Source organism: Pseudomonas sp. NBRC 111140 (assembly GCF_001320885.1).
Classification (GTDB): Bacteria; Pseudomonadota; Gammaproteobacteria; order Pseudomonadales; family Pseudomonadaceae; genus Aquipseudomonas; species Aquipseudomonas putida_P.
The window spans coordinates 40370-54832 of the sequence record NZ_BCBQ01000007.1 but is presented as its reverse complement, the minus strand read 5'-3'; the positions used below and the strand labels follow the sequence as shown (position 1 = coordinate 54832).

Here is a 14463-nt window from a genome sequence, read left to right as displayed (position 1 = left end):
TGCCACCATTGCGAATGATTTTGATAAATATTTTTATCAAGGGGTTTTCAGGTCGATCAGCATCAGCCACGGGCCATAGCGTTCCACGCTGATTGGCAGCGCTTCGGCCAACGCCTTCAACGCCTGTTGTGGCTGGTCCAGAGGAAATACGCCTTGTACCCGCAGACCGCGTGCCGCGGGGGCGAGCCGAATGTAGCCACGCTGGTAGGGGCGCAGCGCGTCGACCACCTCATGCAGGGGCTGGTCGAGGACTTCCAGGCGGCCCTCCAGCCATGCAGCGCGTTGCTGTTGTTCGCCCGTCAGCCGTTCGAGGGTGTTACTGCGCAGCAGCGCGGCCTGCCCTTGCTGCAGCTCGGCCCATTGGCCATCGGCCAAACTGGCGCGGACACTGTGCTGCAGTACCACCACCCGGGTGGCATCTTCCTCCTGGCTGACCAGAAAGCGCGTTCCCAACGCCTGCACTTGCCCTTGCGCGGTGCGCACGCGCAGGGGACGCAGCGGGTCGCGTGCAACCTGGATCAGCAACTCACCGTGACGCAGCACCACAAGACGCTGCCCGGCATCGAACTGCACGTCGACCGCACTGGCGCTGTTCAGGCTCAGGCGACTGCCGTCCGCCAAAGTGAAGCTGCGTCGCTCGCCACGGCCGGTGTGCAAGTCGGCCAGCCAGCCTTGGGCAGTGTCACTGCGCCATCCACCCCACAGCGCCGTGCCCAACAGCCCCAGGCTTGCCATAGCGCCCAGTACGTCACGCCGTGAGCGAGTCGGCTGCATCAGCAATCGGCGCGCCTCTGCGGCTTGGCCAGGGGCCCGTTGATCGAGGGCGTGCAATGCGGCGAGCGGGTGGCCAAGGCGTTGTTCCAGGCGGTTCCAGGCCTGTTGATGAGCGGGGTCCTGCTGCAGCCAGAGCCTGACCCGTTGCAGCAGCGCTGCATCAGGCGTAGCGGCCCTGAGCTCGACCATCCAGTCGATGGCCTGCTCGCTGACCCGGTCGAGGGCTGGCCTGCTCATGCCTGCACCTCGCACAGGTAGCATTGGCGAAGCGCCTGTTTCATGTAGCGGCTGACCGAGCGCTCGCTGATCTGCAGCTTTGCGGCGATGTCGGCGTAGTGCATGCCGTCGAGCTGGCTATAGAGGAAGGTGGCTTTGACGACCGCTGGCAAGCCGTCCAGTGCCTGATCGATGGTCACCAGGGCCTCGATCAGCAGCAGTTGCTCCTCGGCCGATGGCGCTACGGCCTCCGGCAGCCGCGCCAGATGTTCCAGATAGGCGTGCTCGAGCTGGCGACGACGGTGGCGGTCGAAGATCAGCCGGCGAGCAATGATGGTGAGGTAGGCGCGAGGCTGCTGAATGCTGTCTGGATCGACACGCGCGCCGAGCATCTGGCAGAACGTTTCGGCCGCGGTATCTTCGGCGTCGGCGTGGTTACGCAGGCGTTTGTGGATATGCTGGAGCAACCAGCGATGGTGGTCGCTGAAGAAAAAGCCCAGTTTACGGGTCGATGTGCTGTCCAACGCCTGGTATCCGGTCGTGAGTGAAAATCGTTCTCAATAGTAGCTGGGTCGTCTGATTTCCTGCAATGGCAAGGCACGCACGTAGAGATCAGGCAGCGGCCTGGGATTCGACAAATAGCTTTTGGCCCAGTGCGTTGGCGTGTTGCAGATGGTGAACCTGGCTGGGGCCTTCGCTGTCGTCCAGCAAGGTCGAACCCCGTACTTCGGCGCCGCAGTAGTCGAAGATGCCATGCTCGATCTGCACGCGCATGGCCTCGGCATAGCCATGCCGATCGAAGGTGCCGCTGTCGGCGCCGGCAACACCGACCAGGTGCACCTTCATGCCGCGCAGCTTCTTGACGGTAACGCCCCCTTCATAGTCGAACGCCCAACCATTGCTGAATACCCGCTCTACCCAGCCTTTGAGCAAAGCCGGCAACGACCACCAATAGATGGGGAAAACCAGTACCAGGGCATCGGCGCGGTCGATGCGCGCCTGCTCCTTCAGTACGTCAGCCGGTGGCGCTGCCTGGCGGCGGTGCACCGCGTGATCGGCCAGGCCAAAGCGTGGGTCGAAACCTTCACTGGCCAGGTCGGCGATTTCGCCAGTGTGCCCAGCACTGGCAAGGCCTTCGGCGACTTGGCGGGCAAGGGCGTGAGTGAGGGATTGCGGGTCGTGATGACCGACGACGATCAAGGCGTGCATGGTGGGTTCTCCAAGACGGGATGCGGAATGACCCTGAGCGCTATATACTCGAGGTAAGTTACGTTTAGTAAGTTACTTTTGGTAGGTAAGCAATGTCAAGCGACGATCGCACCCCGGTGCGCAAACGGCTGAACCGCGACGAACGCCGCAGGCAGTTGCTGGATGTGGCCTGGCAACTGGTGGGTGTGGAGGGGACGGATGCCCTGAGCCTGGGGCGCCTGGCCGAACAGGCTGGGGTAACCAAGCCGGTGGTCTATGACCATTTCGATACCCGCACCGGGCTGCTGGTGGCGCTGTACCAGGAATACGATGCGCGTCAGTCGCAGATGCTGGCGCAGGCCCTGGCCAACTGCGAAGACAGCCTGGTCAGCCGAGCCCAGGTGATTGCCGAGGCCTACGTGGACTGCGTGATGAGCCAGGGCCGGGAAATACCGGGTGTGTCGGCAGCGCTGGCCGGGTCGCCGGAAATGGAAGCGCTGAAACGGGCGTATGAGCAGCCGTTTCTGGACAAGTGCCGCGAAGCGTTGGCCGGGTTTTCGCCCAGCGGCAATGTGGGGGTTGCCGGCATGCGCCTGCTGGTGGGGGCGGCGGATGCGCTGTCCCAGGCGGCTGCAGCAGGGGAGTTGGAGGCCGGGCAGGCCAAGGCCGAGCTCAAGGCCGCAATTATCGCTATGGTAGAGCGGCAGTGAAGGCCTGAGTTCGTGGGGGGGCGCAAAGCGGCCACGAGGCCCATCCCGTCAAACTGGCAAGCTCTGGTATGGCAGTTCATCCCCTGGGCTGCGCTCGAACTGGCGCTTGTACTCGCGGCTGAACTGCGACGTGCTCTGATAGCCCACCCGGTGCGCGGCCTGCGCCACCCCCAGGCCTTCGCCAATCAGCATCTGCTGCGCTTTCAGCAGGCGTAAACGCTTCAAGTACTGCATCGGCGCCATGTCGGTGCAGCGCTTGAAGTGTTCATGGAAGGTAGAAACACTCATGTTGGCCCGCGTGGCCAGTGCCTCCACGCTCAGCGGCTCGGCGTAGTGCTCGCGCAGGTGGGTGAGGGCTGCGCCGATGCGGGCGAAGTGCCCCTGTTGCTCCACCAGTGCTCGCAACACACCGGCCTGTGGGCCGCGCAGCGCGGTATACAGCACCTCGCGTACGCGCCCCGGGCCCAGCACCTTGGCGTCCAGCGGGTCCTGCAGGCAATGCAGCAGCCGTTCCACACTGTCGCGCATTGGCGCATCCAGTGCTGCCGAGGTCATCGATTGCGGTGTTTGGGCCTGTACTGCAGCGTCCGGCACCATGTCCATGCTCTGCACCAGTTCACCCAGCACGCCACGGTCGATGTCCACCGCCACGCCCAGCAATGGCGCGTCAGGGGTGGCGAAGGTTTCGCACATGAACGGCACCGACAACGCCTGCACCAGGTAATGCCCGGCGCCGTACTCCAGAGTGCGTGGCCCCAGCCGCGCCAGCTTGCTGCCCTGGGCCAGGATCATCAGGCTGGGTTCGTAGATCTGTGGGCTGCTGGCGACATAGTGGTCCCAGCTCAGCACCTGCACCTGGGGCAGGCGTGTAGGTACGAAGCCCGGGCGTGTGGCGAGGGTGCGGATGAGCGCGCAGAGCGGCGCATTGGCGTCGACGTGGCGGGTCAGTTGCATGGTGAACCAAGGGCAGAGAATCAGACAGCTTAATCATCGCAGACTGGTGGCGTGGCGCTAGATGCTGGGTGGCATCTTCGGAGGATCAGGCATGCATGCCGGAGAATCAGCCGTGGGCGAGGCGGCAGGCGACGCGCAGAATGCGCCGCCTGAATCGTTTCACTTAAATGCGAGGTCCTGCATGTACACCGCCATCGGCTACGCCGCCCAAACCCCCACCAGCCCCCTGGCCCCCATGACCTTCGAGCGCCGCAGCCCGCGCCCGGACGACGTCGCCATCGAGATCCTGTACTGCGGTGTGTGCCACTCCGACATCCATCAGGCGCGCAACGAATGGGGCATTGCCGTGTACCCGCTGATGCCTGGCCACGAGATCATCGGCCGGGTTACAGCGGTGGGCGACAACGTCACTGCGCACAAGGTCGGTGACCTGGTCGGCGTCGGCTGCATGGTCGATTCGTGCCGCACCTGTGAAGCCTGCGCCAAGGACCTGGAGCAATATTGCCTGGAAGGCCCGACCATGACCTACGCCACCCCGGACCGGGTCGATGGCAGCAACACCATGGGCGGTTACTCCAGCAGCATCGTGGTCAGCGAGCATTTCGTGGTACGCATCCCGGCCGGCATGGACCTGCCCAGCGCTGCACCTATTCTGTGCGCCGGCATTACCACTTACTCGCCACTCAAACATCACGGCGTCGGCCCGGGCCACAAGGTCGGCATCCTCGGCATGGGCGGCCTGGGCCACATGGGTATCAAGCTTGCCAAGGCCCTGGGTGCGCAAGTGACCTTGTTCACTCGCTCCCAGGCCAAGGCCGAGGAAGCCCGCCGCCAGGGTGCCGACCATGTGATCGTGTCCACCGATGTCGAGCAGATGCGCGCCGCTGCTGGCCGCTTCGATTTCCTGCTCGATACCATTCCGGTGCAGCACGACCTCAACCCGTACCTGGAAACCCTGAAGTTCGATGGCGTGCACATCCTGGTCGGGCTGATCGAACCGATCGACCCGGCGGTGCATGCAGCCAACCTGGTGATGAAGCGCCGAGTACTGGCGGGGTCGTTGATCGGTGGCATCGCCGAGACCCAGGAAGTGCTGGACTTATGCGCTGAGCACGGTATCCGTTGCGATATCGAGATGCTGGATATCCGCAATATCAACCAGGCGTATGAGCGGATGATCGCCGGTGACGTGAAGTACCGGTTCGTGATCGACATGGCCACGTTGCAGGGCTGATCGATCGGTTGCCTGTACTGGCCTATTCGCGGGGGCACCCGCGAGGAGGCCAGTACAGGCAACATGAATGATCGGTCTTTTACCAGACCATCGCCTTGTCCCAACCCTTCCAGAACAACCACCGCCGCACTTCGCCGTGTGCTCCGGTACCGATCTGCCACTCGGGCCGCCCGCTCTCCAGCGCAATTACCGACACAACCCCCGCATGGCTTGCCGCCACCAGTGTTCGCCCGTCGGCACTGATGTCCATCGCACTGATGGTCGACCCCAGGTAGTGCTGCCAATGCTCCTCGCCATCTTCGCCAAATGCCCGCAGGTACCCGTAGGCATCACCCACGATGTACTCGCCATCGCGCGCCACCCCGGCGTACACCCGTGCGCCATCCTGCACCAGCGGGGTGCGTGGGTCCTGGCTGTAGTAGTCGGTATCCAGGCCGGGCAAGTCCGCCACCCTGACCGCCAGTGTGGCGCCGCTGTAGAAATGGCAGGCATTGACGATCAACTGGTCACCGGTGCGGTTGAACAAAGCAAAGTGCGGGTATTCGCTGCCTGGGCCGATGTGTGCCAGCGGCCTGAGCTGATCGTCGAGGACCCGGTGCCGGCTGCCTTGCTCACCCACCACGATCAAGCGGCCATCTGCCGACACCGCGCCATGCTCCATGCTCAGCCCCAGGTTGATGTCGTCTGGCTCGGTACCTTCGGCCAGCTCATCGAGCACGCGCGTCTGCTGCGGCAGCAGGCGCGTTGCACCTTGACCGGCCAGCACGAAGATACCTTCGGCACTCACCAGCAGCACGCGTTGGCCGTCCGGGAAGGGGATAAGCGCGGTGGGTGTGGGCGACAGGTCGAACGGCTCGAACGGGTAGCCCGGCGGCAACCCCTCCAGCCCGGTTGGCCAGGCCAGACGGCGCACCTGCGGGCCACCCCAGCCATCGGTCACACGTATGCCCTCGGCATTGGCCAGGGCGAAGTAGCGCCGGGCCGGGCAGCGGCCAAAGTGTTCGATACCGATGACCGGGGTTACCCCATGGTGGTCGATACGCACCACCTGGCCTTTGTCGTACGGCATGCCGATGCGTGCCAGCAGGCTGCCATCCTCCAGCAGCAAAACATTGCTGATGCCTTGGGCGTGGTCTTCGAGCAACGGTACCAGGGGATGGTGCGCGGGGGGCCAGGCCTCACGGAAGGCCCGGCGCTGCTGTTCGTCGACACCTGGACAGTTGGCTGCCTGCAGGGCTGCCAACCAGGCGTCGAGCAGGTGCCTGGTGGCTGGCGCCTGCGGTTCTTCGAGGTTGTCCCAGCCTTGCGCACGGCCTTGCGCGACGTAGTCGTTGACGGCCTGGGCGTAGGCGGTAACCGCCTGCTGCCATTGCTGCTGGGGGTGCTGCTTGTCCATGAGCGGATCGGGCTCCTTGTCGCACACGCGTTTCACACAAAGCGCGCATGGTACTCCTTCTACCTGCCTCGCGGTTGTGAGGCCCCGGCTTGACGCGTACCATGCCGGGCATTCCTGTCAATAACAACGCGCACGTTGGCACCCCGGCAAGCGGGTGGCTGGCGTGCGACCTGTTGCCTGTCTGCGGAGAAGCACTTTCCACCCATGAACGGACCCACACCTACCCACATACCGCCCGCAACGGGCAGCGGCAGCTGGCTTAGCGTGATCGCCCTGGCCTTGGCGGCCTTCATCTTCAACACCACCGAGTTCGTTCCGGTGGCGTTGCTCAGCGACATTGGCCGCAGCTTCGACATGAGCACCGCCCAGGTGGGCCTGATGCTGACCATCTACGCCTGGGTGGTGGCGCTGGCCTCGCTGCCGATGATGCTGCTGACCCGCAACATCGAACGGCGGCGTCTGCTGCTGTTCGTGTTCCTGGTGTTCATCGTCAGCCATTTGCTGTCTTGGTTGTCGCAAAGCTTTGCCATGCTGCTGGTCAGCCGTATCGGCATTGCCCTGGCGCATGCGGTGTTCTGGGCCATCACCGCTTCGCTGGCGGTGCGTGTGGCGCCACCAGGGCAGCAGGCCAAGGCGCTGGGCCTGTTGGCCACCGGTACTACCCTGGCCATGGTCCTGGGTATTCCGCTGGGCCGCGTGGTAGGCGAGGCGTTGGGCTGGCGCATCACGTTCCTGAGCATCGCCGGGGTGGCGCTGGCCACCATGCTGTGCCTGATGAAATCGCTGCCGCTGCTGCCCAGCCAGAACTCCGGCTCGTTGCGCAGCCTGCCGATCCTGTTCAAGCGCCCGGCGCTGGTGATCACCTACCTGCTGGTGACGCTGGTGATTACCGCGCAGTTCACTGCCTACAGCTACATTGAACCGTTTGCACTGCACGTGGCGCAGATTGGCGGTGAGCGCACCACGCTGGTGTTGTTGCTGTTCGGCGGTGCGGGGGTATTCGGCTCGTTGCTGTTCAGCCGCTACAGCGACCGTTTCCCCCATGGCTTCCTGGTAGGCTCGATCGGCTTGCTCGCCGCGTGCCTGTTGCTGTTGCTGCCGCTCTCGGGCAACTTCTACGCGTTCGCGGTGCTGAGCATGTTCTGGGGTGTGGCGATCCTCAGCTTCAGCCTGTCGCTGCAGTCCAAGACGCTGAAGCTGGCGTCGGATGCCACCGATGTGGCCATGGCGCTGTTCTCGGGTATCTACAACATCGGCATTGGTGGTGGTGCGCTGCTGGGCAGTATTGTCAGCAGCCAGATGGACGTGGCGAATATTGGCCTGGTGGGCGGTAGCGTGGCGGTGGTCGGGCTGGTGCTGGCCGTTGCCAGCACTCGGCGCTTCCGTGAGGCGCTGACACGCTGACCCCCAGGCCAGCGCTCCCACATGTCCCGCCCAGGCCTGTGGGAGAGGGTTCAAGCCAGGACGGCAGCCCATGCAGAGATCAATAGCGCCCCCGCCAACACCTGGTTGAACACCTGTAGCCGCCGTGGCGCCTGCAACCACCGGGCGCTACCCACCCCCAGCATCGCCCACGCCGCCATGCACGGCAGGGCGATCAGCAAAAACACCAGCGCCAGCAGCCACACCGGCAACGACGGTGCGGCAAAGACCCCGACCACCGCCACGGCCATCAACCAAACCTTGGGGTTCACCACCTGCAACGAGGCAGCGCTGAGCGCACTGAAGCCTTGTGCTGTGGCCGTCTGCAGCGGGGCGGCGGCACTGCGCAGCATCTTCCACGCCAGCCAGCTCAGCCACAGCACTCCGGCCCAGCTCATCAGCTGTTGGGCCAATGGGTGACGCAGCAACAGCTCGCCCAGCCCCAGACCAACCAGCAGCACGATCGCGGCCGCCGCACCGCAGGCTGCCACGATCGGCGCTAGGCTTGCGCGCAGGCCCACGCGCGCGCCATGAGCCAGGATCAACAAGTTGGTCGGCCCCGGGCTGATGCTGGACACCAGGGCAAAGAGGAAGAAGGGCAGCAACGACTGCGACATGGTTCAAGGCTCCGTGAAATCGAAGCACCATGCTCGCCGCCCGCCGGCATTCAGTCTGGAAGGTTTGAGCAGCGCCTGCGGTAGTCGGCGGGGGTTAGCCGATAGGCGCGGCGGAACCAGCGGCCCAAGTGGCTCTGGTCGGCAAAGCCCAACGCCACGGCCACTTCGGCAGGGGTCTGGCCTTGGGCGAGCAGGCGCCGCGCCCGTGCCAGGCGCAGCTGGATCAGGTAGGCATGCGGTGCAATGCCGAATGCGGCCTTGAACGCACGGGTCAGGCGAAAGCGGTCGATGCCGCAGGCGTGGGCCAAGTCTTCCAGGCCGATGTCACGCTCCAGGTTGGCGTGCAGGTAGTCCCGTGCGCGCTGTGCCGTCAGCGGCAGGCGCGGGTCGGGGTTGATGCGCCGGCGCCAGTGCAGGTGGCGGGTCAGGCAGGCCAGCAGGTCGTCCATGGCCGTTTGCCGGACGATGCGCAAGTCCTGCGTGTGCACGGCCTGGAAGGCGAGGGCGGTGGCCTGGGCCAGGCGTTCGTCATGGCACAGGGTATCGGCAAAACTGGGCAGGCTGTCGTCCGGTGCGTGCTCGAACAGCGCCCGCAGCTGTTGGTCGAGCCAAGCGGGCTCCAGGTACAGCGTTGAATAGGTGAAGCCTTCATCGGTAGGCGCCAGCCCATCGTGGATGTCGCCAGGCTCGAGCAGAAATACCTGCCCCGGCGTGCTGCGGTGGCGCACCCGGCGGCAGTTGAACTGCTGCACACCCTGTTCGGTGACGCCGACCAGGAAGCTGTCGTGCCAGTGCGGGTCGTAGGCATGCCCGACGAAATGCGCACGGACCGACTCGATGCCGGTGTCGGCGTCTTGCTTGAGGTCGATCCAGTTGCTCATGAACATGTGCCGTCGGGGTAAATGGCTACCTTAGCGCAACGCCCCGGCTCAGTCTGGAACGATTGTGCAGCCGTTGGTCAGGGCACGGTTGCGCAGGGCCTCGAAGCGCTCGCGCAGCCACAGGTGCAGTTGCGAAACCGCAGGTGTGAGCTGCTTGCGATGCGGGCAGACCAAGGTGACCGGGGTGGGCTCGCCGAGCATTTCGGGCAGCACGATTTCCAGTTCACCGGCCGCGATGTTGGCGCTGACATCCAGCCACGACTTATAGACGATGCCTTCGCCTTGAATGGCCAGGCGTCGGATGACATCGGCATCGTCGCTGACCAGCGGCCCACGCACCTGCACGGTGCGGTTGCCCAACCGCCATTTGTCGTACACCCGGTTGTGTTGCATGTACAACAGGCAGGCGTGCTGCTGCAGCGCGTCGGGGGTGAGCGGGCGGCCGTGGCGGGCCAGGTAGGCGGGCGAGGCGACCAGCACTCTGCGATTCCAGTCGGCCAATGGCAGGGCGATGTAGTTGGCATCCTGGTTGAGGCCATAGCGGATGGCCACATCCACCGGGTCGCGGTTAAGGTCGGCAATCTGGTCAGACAGGAAGAAGCGAAGCTGCAATGCCGGGTGCTCGCGGCGGAAGGCACTGAGCCAAGGCAGCAGCATGTTGCGGCCCAGGTCGGAAGGCGCCGATACCTGCAGTGTGCCGCGCAGGGTATTGGGGTTGCCATGCAGGTCCTCATGGCCCTGGCGCAGGCTCTCCAGCACATTCAGCGCGGTTGGCAGGTAGCGCTCGCCCTCGGCGGTCAGGCGCAGGCTGCGGGTGGTGCGGGCGAACAGGCGTACATCCAGGTCGCGCTCCAGGCGCTTGATCGCGGCAGCCACCTGGCCCGGTAGCAGGCCTGCTTCATGGGCCGCTGCAGTGAAGCTGCCCAGCACACTGCTGCGGGCGAACAATTCGAGATCAGTGATGCGCAGCATTTTCATTCCAGGGATGAAAGTGTTGCTGCATTGTGCCGGTTTTTCTTTTCTACCGGAAAGATAAGATGCACGGCACATCCACTGTTCATACCGGAGTTCTTGCATGGATACCGTCTCGCTGGCCAAGCGCCGCTACACCACCAAAGCTTACGATGCCTCGCGCCGTATTCCCCAGGCCACTGTCGATGCCCTGCTCGAGCAACTGCGCCACAGCCCGTCGTCGGTCAATTCCCAGCCCTGGCATTTCATCGTCGCCGATACTGCCGAAGGCAAGGCTCGCCTGGCAAAGAGCACCACGGACGGTTATGCCTACAACTCGCCGAAGCTCCTTGATGCTTCGCATGTGATCGTGTTCTGCACCCGCACCGAAATGACCGAAGCGCACCTGAACACGGTGCTCGACCAAGAGGCTGCCGATGGTCGTTTCCGTGACGAGCAAGCGCGTGCCGGGCAAAACCAAAGCCGCCGGCACTACGTCAACCTGCACCGTTACGACCACAAGGACGTGCAGCACTGGATGGAAAAACAAACCTACCTGGCCTTGGGCACGGCGTTGCTGGGGGCTGCGGCGCATGGTTTGGATGCAACGCCGATCGAAGGCTTTGACAGCAAGATCCTCGACGCCGAATTGGGGCTGCGTGAGCGTGGGTTTACCAGCGTGGTGATCCTCAGCCTGGGTTACCGCAGTGAGACGGACTTCAATGCCGGGCTGAACAAGTCGCGCCTGCCGGCGTCGCAAGTCTTCACGTTCCTGTGAGATTGCAGGGGGCGCAAAGCGCCCCTGACTCGCCCGGGTGGCCGGGCAAACTGGCAATGATTCGGCATATACCGCATACTTGTCGGCAAACGCCGATAAGGAGCATGCCATGCTTGCCGAAGTGCTTCGCGACAACGGTTACCATGAGTACCGGGCGCGTTTGAACGCGCTGCTGGAAATCCCCGAGCTTGCCAGTGACTTTGAAATCCACACCCGCATCACCCATGGTTTTGCCGCCACCTGGCTGGTAAAGCTGACCGAGCGTGGTGTGCTCACGCCGGTGGAGCGCGACCAGATCATTCCCCTGCGCACCCTGAAAACCCGCATTGAGCGCGACCAGCCGTTGACCGTGGATGAAAGCGACCGTCTGTTCCGCTCGGCCCACATCACCGCCATGGCCGAAGCCGTGTTCGGCGAGGCGGACAAGGCCAAACGTTGGTTGTCCAAGCCCAAGGAGCGCTTTTCGGGGCTCACCCCGATGCAGATGCTTACCACCCAGCAAGGCACCACTCAGGTTGAAGAGATGCTGCTGCAGATTGCCGAGGGCTTTGGCCTGTGATTCTGTGGCGTATCAGCGCCTACGCAGACTTGAGCGGCACGGGAGGCTTGCGGGTAAGCGGCCGTTGGCACCAGGCGGGCCGGCCGGTGGTATATGCCGCCACCAGCCCTCCAGGGGCGATGCTCGAGGTGTTGGTGCACCTGGAGATCGACCCTGAGGATTTCCCCACTACCCTGCGCCTGATCCGCATCGAATTGCCCGACACGGTTTCACAAGCGCGGTTACCCACCTTGCAGCCAGGCTGGTCCGCTCAGCCGGAGTTGACCCGGGCACTGGGCAATCGCTTTCTGGATGACTGTTCGGCATTGTTGTTGCCGGTGCCAAGCGCGATCATGCCCAGTACCACCAACTACCTGTTCAACCCACGGCACCCGCAGGCGCAGAGCGCGAAAATACAGGTCGAGGATTTCACCCCGGACAGCCGCTTGTTCTAGTGCCTGTTCACCACAGCGCCGCCGATGCCGTCGTCAGCACCCGACCGAACACTTCGACAGCCTTGTCCACTTCAGCGTCGGTGCTGAAGCGGCCGATGCTCAAGCGCACGCTATTGCGTGCCTGGCGCTCATCCAGCCCCAGTGCCAGCAGCACATGGGAGGCGGCGTTACTCGCCGAGTTGCAGGCCGAGGTGGTCGACAAGGCCAGCTCGCCGGCCAGTGCCGCACTGTTGAAGCCCTTGCTGTCGATGCACAGGTTCAGCGTATGGGGTATGCGGTGGGTGACGCAGCCGTTCAGGGTGACGCCGGGTAAAGCCAGCAGGCCTTCGCGCAGGCGTGCAGCCAGTTGCTCAAGGCGCTGGTGCTCGCTGTCGCCAGGCTGGCCGGCCAGGGCAAAGGCGCTGCCCATGCCAGCAATCTGATGGGTCGCCAGGGTGCCGGAGCGCAGGCCCTGTTCATGGCCGCCGCCGTGCATCTGCGCGCGCATCAGCGTACGGGCGCGTGGCCCGACATACAGCGCGCCGATGCCTTTTGGCCCATAGACCTTGTGCGCCGAGAATGACATCAAGTCCACGCTCATCGCATTCAGGTCGATGACCAGCTTGCCCACAGCTTGCGCGGCGTCTACGTGCAACAGGGCACCGTGGGCACGCACCTGCTCGCCAATTGCGGCAACGTCGGTGACCGTGCCCAGTTCGTTGTTGACCGCCATCAGCGATACCAGGCGGGTATCGGCGCGCAATGCTGCCTGCACGCTGGCGGGCTGGATCAGGCCGGCGGCATCCGGCGCCAGGCGGGTAACGGCCCAGCCTTGGCGCTCCAGTTCGGCCACCGTGTCGAGCACGGCCTTATGCTCCAGCTGGCTGGTGATCAGGTGGCCGGGCTGGCCGATGCCTTGGGCAATGCCTTTGAGTGCCAAGTTGTTGGACTCGGTCGCGCCCGAGGTCCACACCAGGTTTTCGGCCTGCGCGCCGACGCGCTCGGCCACTTGTTGGCGAGCCTGCTGCACGGTGTGACGGGCGGCTTGGCCGAAGGCGTGGCCACTGGACGCCGGGTTGCCGAAGTTGGCTTGGTTACCCAGGCAGGCGAGCATGGTTTCGATGACCCGGTCGTCGACTGGGGTAGTGGCGGCGTAATCGAAGTAGAGTGGGGCGCTAGGCATTGGGGCGGGTCCGTGTCAGTTGCCATGAAATCGGCGATCGTTGACCTAAGCGTACCCGCCAGCTGTGAGATATTTTTCGCTTCCCACCGCTGTCTTCTCGATCCCGATAAAAAAAATTTCCCCGCGGCATTGGTTTTGTAGGATTTTTTTCTTCAGTTGGCGAAGCGTTGCAATCGGCCCCGCGCCAGCTACCTTCAGGCAGGGTCCAGAGCCTTCTCTTCCTCCGCCACCACGCGCTCGCATAACTCGGTGATCTGCTCACGCATCCAACGGTTGGCAGGGTCCTGGTCGGTACTTTCATGCCAGTAAAGGTGCGTCTCCAGCGCTGGCACTTCCACCGGCAGTGGCTGGTAACGCAACTGATGGCGACGGGCAAAGCGCTCGGGAACGGTCATTGCCATGTCGGTCTGCTGCAACACCTGCGAGGCCATCAGATAATGTTGCGAACGCAGGGCGACCTTGCGTTGCACCCCCATCTTGCCCAGTGCCAGGTCGACATAGCCCAGGCCGTTGCGGCGGCTGGAAATATGGATGTGGGTCATGCCCAGGTAGCTGTCGAGGGTCAGCTTGCTGTCGGCCAGCGGATGGCCCTGGCGCAGGGCGCAGACATAGCGGTCTTGCATCAGCTTGACGTGGCGCACTTGCGGGTCGGTGTTCAGGGGGGCGTCGATGGCGAAATCCAGGCGGCCGGCGGCGAGTTCCTTGGTGGTCTCGCGGCGCTTGCACAGAAAGCTCTCGATCAGCACCGCTGGCGCCAGACGGCGCAGGCGCTGGAACAACGGCGGCAGAATGACCGCTTCGGTCAGGTCGGTCATGCTGATGCGGAAGGTCTTGTTGGCCTGTTGCGGGTTGAAAATGCGGCTTTCCTGCACCGACGTGCGCAATAGCGCCAAGGCATTGCGCACCGGGCCGATGATGTTCTGCGCCATGGGCGTGGGCACCATGCCTTGCGCGGTGCGCACGAACAGCGGGTCGTTGAAGGTTTCGCGCAGCCGTGACAGGGCGTTGGACACCGCCGGCTGGGTAATGCCGACAATTTGCCCGGCGCGGGTCAGGTTGGCTTCGGTGTAGATCGCATCGAACACGATGAACAGGTTGAGGTCGACCTTGCTGAGGTTCATGGGCGCCGCTCTTTGTTGGAATTATCGGTCGATCATATATCGGTTATGAATGTTTATACACGCGGA

General features: G+C 63.9%; 16 protein-coding genes. 6 read left to right on the top strand and 10 right to left on the bottom strand.

Annotation, left to right across the window (positions count from 1 at the left end; translation table 11 throughout):
- Positions 1-36 precede the first annotated feature (36 nt).
- The 3 genes from APH42_RS04070 to APH42_RS04060 form a co-directional block, all read right to left on the bottom strand.
- Complete coding sequence (locus APH42_RS04070; RefSeq protein ID WP_060492794.1) at positions 37-1011, bottom strand: FecR family protein; 975 nt, start codon at positions 1009-1011, stop codon at positions 37-39.
- On the bottom strand, positions 1008-1514 hold the full coding sequence (locus APH42_RS04065; protein ID WP_012271719.1) for a sigma-70 family RNA polymerase sigma factor: 507 nt from the start codon (positions 1512-1514) through the stop codon (positions 1008-1010). The genes APH42_RS04070 and APH42_RS04065 overlap by 4 nt, the downstream gene beginning before the upstream one ends.
- An 88-nt stretch (positions 1515-1602) precedes the next feature.
- Positions 1603-2199 carry an NAD(P)H-dependent oxidoreductase gene (locus tag APH42_RS04060; RefSeq protein WP_060492793.1) on the bottom strand — a complete coding sequence of 199 codons (597 nt, stop codon included), beginning with the start codon at positions 2197-2199 and terminating at the stop codon, positions 1603-1605.
- Positions 2200-2291: 92 nt separating this feature from the next.
- Here APH42_RS04060 and APH42_RS04055 point away from each other — a divergent pair, with 92 nt between their 5' ends.
- Positions 2292-2888: a TetR/AcrR family transcriptional regulator gene (locus APH42_RS04055; protein WP_012271721.1), complete on the top strand. Its 597-nt coding sequence runs from the start codon at positions 2292-2294 to the stop codon at positions 2886-2888.
- A gap of 48 nt (positions 2889-2936) precedes the next feature.
- On the opposite strand, the gene APH42_RS04050 is transcribed toward APH42_RS04055, so the two are convergent.
- Positions 2937-3842 carry an AraC family transcriptional regulator gene (locus APH42_RS04050; protein ID WP_012271722.1) on the bottom strand — a complete coding sequence of 302 codons (906 nt, stop codon included), beginning with the start codon at positions 3840-3842 and terminating at the stop codon, positions 2937-2939.
- 181 nt (positions 3843-4023) lie between these two features.
- Between APH42_RS04050 and calA the strand changes: the two genes are divergently transcribed.
- Positions 4024-5076, top strand: a complete 1053-nt coding sequence (calA, locus tag APH42_RS04045) for a vanillin reductase (protein ID WP_060492792.1) — start codon at positions 4024-4026, stop codon at positions 5074-5076.
- Positions 5077-5155: 79 nt separating this feature from the next.
- On the opposite strand, the gene APH42_RS04040 is transcribed toward calA, so the two are convergent.
- Entirely contained in the window at positions 5156-6472 is a 1317-nt protein-coding gene (locus APH42_RS04040; protein WP_060492791.1) for a hypothetical protein, read from the bottom strand.
- A 204-nt stretch (positions 6473-6676) separates the two neighbouring features.
- Here APH42_RS04040 and APH42_RS04035 point away from each other — a divergent pair, with 204 nt between their 5' ends.
- Complete coding sequence (locus tag APH42_RS04035) at positions 6677-7876, top strand: sugar transporter (protein WP_060492790.1); 1200 nt, start codon at positions 6677-6679, stop codon at positions 7874-7876.
- Positions 7877-7926: 50 nt separating this feature from the next.
- Here the strand turns inward: APH42_RS04035 and APH42_RS04030 are convergent, their stop codons facing one another.
- Genes APH42_RS04030 through APH42_RS04020 form a run of 3 tightly spaced genes read right to left on the bottom strand, consistent with a single transcriptional unit; the run spans position 7927 to position 10364 of the window.
- The gene (locus APH42_RS04030) at positions 7927-8511 is read right to left on the bottom strand and encodes a LysE family translocator (RefSeq protein WP_012271726.1); all 585 of its coding nucleotides are present in this window, start codon (positions 8509-8511) and stop codon (positions 7927-7929) included.
- A gap of 50 nt (positions 8512-8561) precedes the next feature.
- Entirely contained in the window at positions 8562-9392 is an 831-nt protein-coding gene (locus tag APH42_RS04025; protein ID WP_082421375.1) for an AraC family transcriptional regulator, read from the bottom strand.
- A gap of 48 nt (positions 9393-9440) precedes the next feature.
- Positions 9441-10364, bottom strand: a complete 924-nt coding sequence (locus APH42_RS04020) for a LysR family transcriptional regulator (protein ID WP_060492788.1) — start codon at positions 10362-10364, stop codon at positions 9441-9443.
- Between the two features lie 103 nt (positions 10365-10467).
- On the opposite strand from APH42_RS04020, the gene APH42_RS04015 reads away from it, so the two are divergent.
- The 3 genes from APH42_RS04015 (at position 10468) to APH42_RS04005 (ending at position 12114) form a co-directional block, all read left to right on the top strand.
- Complete coding sequence (locus tag APH42_RS04015; RefSeq protein ID WP_012271729.1) at positions 10468-11121, top strand: oxygen-insensitive NAD(P)H-dependent nitroreductase NfsB; 654 nt, start codon at positions 10468-10470, stop codon at positions 11119-11121.
- A gap of 109 nt (positions 11122-11230) precedes the next feature.
- Positions 11231-11680 (top strand): antitoxin Xre/MbcA/ParS toxin-binding domain-containing protein, encoded by a 450-nt coding sequence (locus APH42_RS04010; protein WP_012271730.1) that lies wholly within the window; start codon positions 11231-11233, stop codon positions 11678-11680.
- A complete protein-coding gene (locus APH42_RS04005) occupies positions 11677-12114 on the top strand; it encodes an RES family NAD+ phosphorylase (protein WP_012271731.1) in 438 nt (145 codons plus the stop codon). Before APH42_RS04010 ends, APH42_RS04005 begins: the two co-directional genes overlap by 4 nt.
- 7 nt (positions 12115-12121) lie before the next feature.
- Here APH42_RS04005 and APH42_RS04000 read toward each other — a convergent pair whose 3' ends face one another.
- Positions 12122-13276, bottom strand: coding sequence for a cysteine desulfurase family protein (locus tag APH42_RS04000; RefSeq protein ID WP_012271732.1), 1155 nt, complete (start codon positions 13274-13276; stop codon positions 12122-12124).
- A gap of 194 nt (positions 13277-13470) precedes the next feature.
- Positions 13471-14397: a LysR family transcriptional regulator gene (locus APH42_RS03995; RefSeq protein ID WP_012271733.1), complete on the bottom strand. Its 927-nt coding sequence runs from the start codon at positions 14395-14397 to the stop codon at positions 13471-13473.
- Positions 14398-14463 lie beyond the last annotated feature (66 nt).

Bases quoted from the DNA above. Each gene is read 5' to 3' on its own strand.
- APH42_RS04070 (WP_060492794.1), bottom strand. From the start codon at position 1,011: ATGAGCAGGCCAGCCCTCGACCGGGTCAGCGAGCAGGCCATCGACTGG.
- APH42_RS04060 (WP_060492793.1), bottom strand. From the start codon at position 2,199: ATGCACGCCTTGATCGTCGTCGGTCATCACGACCCGCAATCCCTCACT.
- APH42_RS04055 (WP_012271721.1), top strand. From the start codon at position 2,292: ATGTCAAGCGACGATCGCACCCCGGTGCGCAAACGGCTGAACCGCGAC.
- APH42_RS04050 (WP_012271722.1), bottom strand. From the start codon at position 3,842: ATGCAACTGACCCGCCACGTCGACGCCAATGCGCCGCTCTGCGCGCTC.
- calA (WP_060492792.1), top strand. From the start codon at position 4,024: ATGTACACCGCCATCGGCTACGCCGCCCAAACCCCCACCAGCCCCCTG.
- APH42_RS04040 (WP_060492791.1), bottom strand. From the start codon at position 6,472: ATGGACAAGCAGCACCCCCAGCAGCAATGGCAGCAGGCGGTTACCGCC.
- APH42_RS04035 (WP_060492790.1), top strand. From the start codon at position 6,677: ATGAACGGACCCACACCTACCCACATACCGCCCGCAACGGGCAGCGGC.
- APH42_RS04030 (WP_012271726.1), bottom strand. From the start codon at position 8,511: ATGTCGCAGTCGTTGCTGCCCTTCTTCCTCTTTGCCCTGGTGTCCAGC.
- APH42_RS04025 (WP_082421375.1), bottom strand. From the start codon at position 9,392: ATGAGCAACTGGATCGACCTCAAGCAAGACGCCGACACCGGCATCGAG.
- APH42_RS04020 (WP_060492788.1), bottom strand. From the start codon at position 10,364: ATGCTGCGCATCACTGATCTCGAATTGTTCGCCCGCAGCAGTGTGCTG.
- APH42_RS04015 (WP_012271729.1), top strand. From the start codon at position 10,468: ATGGATACCGTCTCGCTGGCCAAGCGCCGCTACACCACCAAAGCTTAC.
- APH42_RS04010 (WP_012271730.1), top strand. From the start codon at position 11,231: ATGCTTGCCGAAGTGCTTCGCGACAACGGTTACCATGAGTACCGGGCG.
- APH42_RS04000 (WP_012271732.1), bottom strand. From the start codon at position 13,276: ATGCCTAGCGCCCCACTCTACTTCGATTACGCCGCCACTACCCCAGTC.
- APH42_RS03995 (WP_012271733.1), bottom strand. From the start codon at position 14,397: ATGAACCTCAGCAAGGTCGACCTCAACCTGTTCATCGTGTTCGATGCG.